The organism is uncultured Mycobacterium sp. (assembly GCF_964249325.1).
In the GTDB taxonomy this organism is placed as follows: domain Bacteria; phylum Actinomycetota; class Actinomycetes; order Mycobacteriales; family Mycobacteriaceae; genus Mycobacterium.
In genome coordinates this window covers 1-4558 of sequence record NZ_CAXUCH010000058.1, presented here as the reverse complement: position 1 = coordinate 4558, position 4558 = coordinate 1, and the positions used below count along the sequence as shown (strand labels likewise).

4 protein-coding genes and 2 pseudogenes (1 of these 6 cut by a window edge) are annotated in these 4558 nt (G+C 62.7%); 4 read left to right on the top strand and 2 right to left on the bottom strand.

The features are described from left to right. A protein-coding gene (gene fabG, locus ACFE99_RS10000) for a 3-oxoacyl-ACP reductase FabG (RefSeq protein ID WP_375484774.1) crosses the window boundary here: on the bottom strand, nucleotides 1-173 show its beginning. Its footprint begins 610 nt before the window's first position; the window shows 173 of its 783 coding nt (coding positions 1-173); its start codon is at nucleotides 171-173; its stop codon lies off the left edge, out of view. 134 nt (nucleotides 174-307) lie between these two features. Here fabG and ACFE99_RS09995 point away from each other — a divergent pair, with 134 nt between their 5' ends. Continuing rightward, nucleotides 308-1471, top strand: a complete 1164-nt coding sequence (locus ACFE99_RS09995) for an acyl-CoA dehydrogenase family protein (protein ID WP_375484772.1) — start codon at nucleotides 308-310, stop codon at nucleotides 1469-1471. A 30-nt stretch (nucleotides 1472-1501) separates the two neighbouring features. After that, nucleotides 1502-1589, top strand: a pseudogene (locus ACFE99_RS09990) (SDR family mycofactocin-dependent oxidoreductase); the annotation flags it as partial. 104 nt (nucleotides 1590-1693) lie between these two features. Here the strand turns inward: ACFE99_RS09990 and ACFE99_RS09985 are convergent. After that, a pseudogene (locus tag ACFE99_RS09985) lies at nucleotides 1694-2768 on the bottom strand (phosphotransferase family protein). Between the two features lie 290 nt (nucleotides 2769-3058). Between ACFE99_RS09985 and ACFE99_RS09980 the strand changes: the two are divergent. Together ACFE99_RS09980 and ACFE99_RS09975 are read left to right on the top strand one after the other, a co-directional pair. Beyond that, nucleotides 3059-3463 (top strand): lipoprotein LpqH, encoded by a 405-nt coding sequence (locus ACFE99_RS09980; RefSeq protein ID WP_375484770.1) that lies wholly within the window; start codon nucleotides 3059-3061, stop codon nucleotides 3461-3463. Between the two features lie 126 nt (nucleotides 3464-3589). After that, complete coding sequence (locus ACFE99_RS09975) at nucleotides 3590-4435, top strand: alpha/beta fold hydrolase (protein ID WP_375484768.1); 846 nt, start codon at nucleotides 3590-3592, stop codon at nucleotides 4433-4435. Nucleotides 4436-4558 lie beyond the last annotated feature (123 nt).

The following is a 4558-nucleotide window of genomic DNA, read 5'->3' as shown; positions in this document are numbered from 1 at the left end:
GGTAGCGCGACGTCGTCGCCTCCCAGGCGCTTGGCGGCGGCCTCCGTTGCTTCAAGATGTATGTCGCCCAGCGCAACTCGGGCACCGTCGGCAACGAACCGTTCCGCGATTGCGAATCCCAATCCTTGTGCACCGCCGGTGACGACGGCGGTGCGGCCGGTCAGCAACGACACCTAACCACCTATCCCTTTGTTCCGGTGGCCAGCCGACCCGAGCGTCGGCAGCCGTCGCTGCAACATTATATTTCATATAGGATCGCTCGCGACCACGGGGAGGCATCCGAGCCGCCGAAGAGGAGCATTTGTCTATGGCCGAAGTCAGCGACGAGGATTTTCAAGAGATCCTGGCGCAGACACGCCGCTTCGTGCGCACCGCCGTCGTGCCGCGCGAGCAGGAGATTCTCGCTAACGACAACGTGCCCGACGACCTGCGCGACCAAGCCAAGAAGATGGGCCTATTCGGATACGCGATCCCGCAGAAGTGGGGCGGTCTGGGCCTGAACCTGGTGCAAGACGTCGAGCTGGCGATGGAGTTGGGCTACACCTCGCTGGCGCTGCGGTCGATGTTCGGGACCAACAACGGCATCGCCGGTCAAGTGCTCGTCGGGTTCGGCACCGAGGAGCAGAAGAGCCGCTGGCTGGAGCCGATGGCGTCCGGCGATGTCGTTGCATCCTTCGCGCTCACCGAGCCGGGTGCTGGCTCCAATCCGTCCGGGCTGCGCACGAAAGCGGTTCGGGATGGGCACGATTGGATCATCTCCGGCCAGAAGCGCTTCATCACCAATGCGCCGGTCGCCGATCTGTTCGTGGTGTTCGCACGAACCCGGCCCGCCGATGACGCCGGCCCCGGTATCGCGGTTTTCCTGGTTCCCGCGGAGACGGCAGGGGTCGAGGTCGGCACCAAGGACGCCAAGATGGGTCAGGAAGGCGCGTGGACGGCCGACGTGAGCTTTACCGATGTCCGGGTTCCAGCCGGCGCCCTGGTAGGCGGCAGTGAAGACATCGGCTACCGGGCGGCGATGATCTCGCTGGCCCGCGGCCGTGTACACATCGCCGCCCTTGCCGTGGGAACAGCGCAGCGCGCACTCGACGAATCGGTGGCGTACGCGGCTACCGCCACCCAAGGCGGCACACCGATCGGCGACTTTCAGTTGGTGCAGGCGATGATTGCCGACCAGCAGACCGGGGTTCTGGCCGGGCGGGCGCTCGTGCTTTTTTTTTTAATGATATGGGTTAGTGAGTTTTATAGACTGTTTGCGCCGTCGGCAGCGAAGCTCTTTTGCACCGAAATGGCCGGAAAGGTAGCCGATCTCGCTGTGCAGATCCATGGCGGCAGCGGCTACATGCACGAGGTTCCCGTCGAGCGCATCTACCGTGATGTCCGCTTGCTGCGCCTGTATGAAGGGACCAGCGAAATCCAGCGGTTGATCATTGGGTCGAATCTGGTCAGAGCGGCCCAACGTCAGCAGTAACAACTTCCTACCCGACTGTGAGGAGACCGCATGACCGGCCGTCTGGCGGGCAAGGTGGCGTTCATTACCGGAGCCGCGCGCGGACAAGGCCGTGCACACGCGGTTCGGATGGCCAGCGACGAATCACGCCTTGTCACCGCCGCGCGCATCCCGGTCGATCAGGGTTCGACGCAGTACTGACCAACCGATATGGCAAGTGGCTCAGCCGGTCTCCCGGAGGCATCACCGGCTGATCAGGTCTGGTGTGTGGAGATCGCGGATCGCTTGACATCCACGCTGCAGCATTGCCAGCACCATATCGTCGCCACGGTCGGTGGCGGTGGCAAACGCGAAGCCTAAAGCCGAGATCAGCAATGCTTGTGGCATACCGAGCCGGTAGTCAAGCCAACATCTTTCACGGTCGTAGTCGGTGACGCCGTAGCCGCACAACGTGCGGTGATACTGGTCGACAAGGTCTTTCTCGACGCGGAACGCAGATCCGGCCTGAGACTGGTCGCTGTGAAATATGCCAGGTCCCGCGCGGGCAACCCCACGCCGAGGGTCTGCCAGTCGACCACGGTGATGGCGTTGGTTTTTCGGTTGAACAACATGTTGTCGAGCCGATAGTCGCCGTGCAGCAACGCGAACCGGTCGCGTTCGGCCAACAGCCACGGCGTTACCAAATCCATGTGATGGAGAAGGTTCCCCGGTCAGCAGTGCTCATCCGGTCGCCGAGCTTGCTCAGCGTGATGTCGGCGCTCATTCGCGCGACCTCACCGAGACCGCTGGCTGACGCCTCATCTGGCTGCGCGAAGGCGATGCCGAGGAAATCCAGCCACACCGGATCGCACCAGCTCGGCCCGTGCAGACCGGCCAGCGCCGTCACCGCCAGGCGAGCCTCCTGCTCACCGCAGCCTGCGATTTGATCGCCCTGCGCGGCCGGTGCCTGGTCGGCGAGCAGCAGCGCATAGTCGGTCGCGTCGTCGGTGATCGCGCAGTATAAGCACTGCGGTGTGGGAATCTCTACACGGTCGGCAAATGCAGAGTAGAAAGCGCATTCGCAGCGGTAACCGATGACGACGCGGTCGCACCGTGTCGTCTTGGGCAGGCGATTTGATTACGAAGGTATGCGGCAAGCCCGCCGGGGCTGTCGCATAGCTGGCTGAATCCGAAACGTCGCGCCCGTCTGCCCGGTACCAATAGGCACAACGCTTACCTCGGAGACCTCGACCGGCGTGCCGCGATCACTGAGCACGGCCGATAGCCACTTACCAGTGACGTCGACTGGGTATCGGGGTATCGACAACGCAGCGCTCATCGCAGACCCTGATAGTTGTCTTGGCACGTGCGAGCGCCAGGCGGGTGACTAACGTGAGCGACAGGTTGGGTCATGCTTTTCGGCAACGTGCCTCCCAGCTGGCCGGTAACCGATGACGTTGTCACTGATTTGTCAACTGTAAGCCATACGGCATCTGCCATAGCGTCGATGAGCGCACCGCTTGGTTCGTCGGATTACGCCTCGATGGGTCCACTTAGCTGGTAGAAATTGGTGCGGCAGGCAGCAGCGCATCGCTGCTGGAACGGAGGTGCCCGGTGAGGAGCCGGATCGTGGCGACGGCGGTAATCGCTTTGGCAGTGATGGCAGGCAGTCTCGGATGTTCGCGATCCGCAACGGTGCCGCAGAAGACCGCTCGGATCACCGTTGGCGGCAACACTCGCACCTCGCATGCGGTGTCGTGCACTCAAGTTGAATGGTTGGTATCCGTCGACATCGGCGCGGCCCCCGGCAGCGTGCAGGCCATGCTGCGGCTGCAGTCTGATAACCCGAAAGCTGAGAGCGTCAACATCAACAACGTCAACGGCTTCACCGGGGTCGCCGACGCCGGCGTCGGCACGGCCAAGGCGACTTTCAGCAATGGCACGTACAAGATTACCGGTACTGCGCAAGGGACTGATAGGGAGAATCCGACCACGCCCAAAACAGCTGACTTCAAGATCGAGACGCAATGCTGAAACCGGCCCCAGGACGCGGTTACGTGATCACGGGCGAATCCGTTACCGCTCCTACGGTCGGCACGTCGTCGGATGTGGCGGGCCCCGAAGGCTATTCGCTCACGAGTCGAGGTTCGCGCTAAAGCCATGGATCAATACCGGCGTGGAAAGCTGGTCTTCGACGTGATCGATGCAGGCCCGAGTGACGGACCCGCAGTAGTGCTATTGCATGGTTTCCCCCAGTTCAATAGCAGCTGGAGTAAGGTCATCGACCGGCTCAGCGAGGCAGGATATCGCTGCTTGGCCCCCAATCAGCGGGGCTACTCACCCGGTGCCCGCCCCACGCGCCGGCGTGACTATCGCATGCCGGAGCTCGTCGAGGATGTCCGTGCATTGATCGATGCCAGCGGCGCGAGCCGGGTGCATCTGGTCGGGCATGACTGGGGCGCGGCGGTGGCTTGGGGTGTCGCCGCGCAACTGCCGGACCGCCTTGCGACAGTGTCGCCGTTATCCGTGCCACACCCAGCCGCATTCCTCAAGGCCCTCGTTACCAGTCGTCAGGGTCTTGCATCGTGGTATATGTACGTCTTCCAGCTGCCGGGCCTGCCCGAATTGTTTGTCCTTGGTAGGCAAGGGAATACAGCCCGATTGACGAAGGTACTGCGGTCAAGCGGGCAGTCGGCTGAAGCCGCCGACCGCGACGCGCGCGCAATGGCTGAGCCCGGTGCGTTGACCGCCGCGCTCAATTGGTATCGAGCCATGCCGCTGTCGGACATGCGAAGCGCTATGGGCAAGATCAGCGTCCCGACGCTGTACGTATGGAGCGACGGGGATACAGCTGTGCTCAGCAAGGCGGCTCGCAACTGTGGCCGTTACGTCACCGGCGAATACCGCTACGAGGTTCTGCATGGCGTGTCCCACTGGATACCCGACGAACAGCCCGATGCCATCGCCGACTTGTTGCTTGAGTGGTTCGCCGCCCATCGCATCTAGCGGTCTCTATGGTGCCCAGGCGTCGGCTCTTGGCGCGTACAGCTCGGATGGCCGCAGGACAGGAGCCTGCCTAGGCCCGTTTTCCGCATAGTTGGCGGTTAAGGTTTGTGGTTTTGGATGTTG

What these genes read in the sequence shown, in the direction of transcription:
- ACFE99_RS09995 (WP_375484772.1), top strand. Translation starts at nt 308, where the DNA reads ATGGCCGAAGTCAGCGACGAGGATTTTCAAGAGATCCTGGCGCAGACA.
- ACFE99_RS09975 (WP_375484768.1), top strand. Translation starts at nt 3,590, where the DNA reads ATGGATCAATACCGGCGTGGAAAGCTGGTCTTCGACGTGATCGATGCA.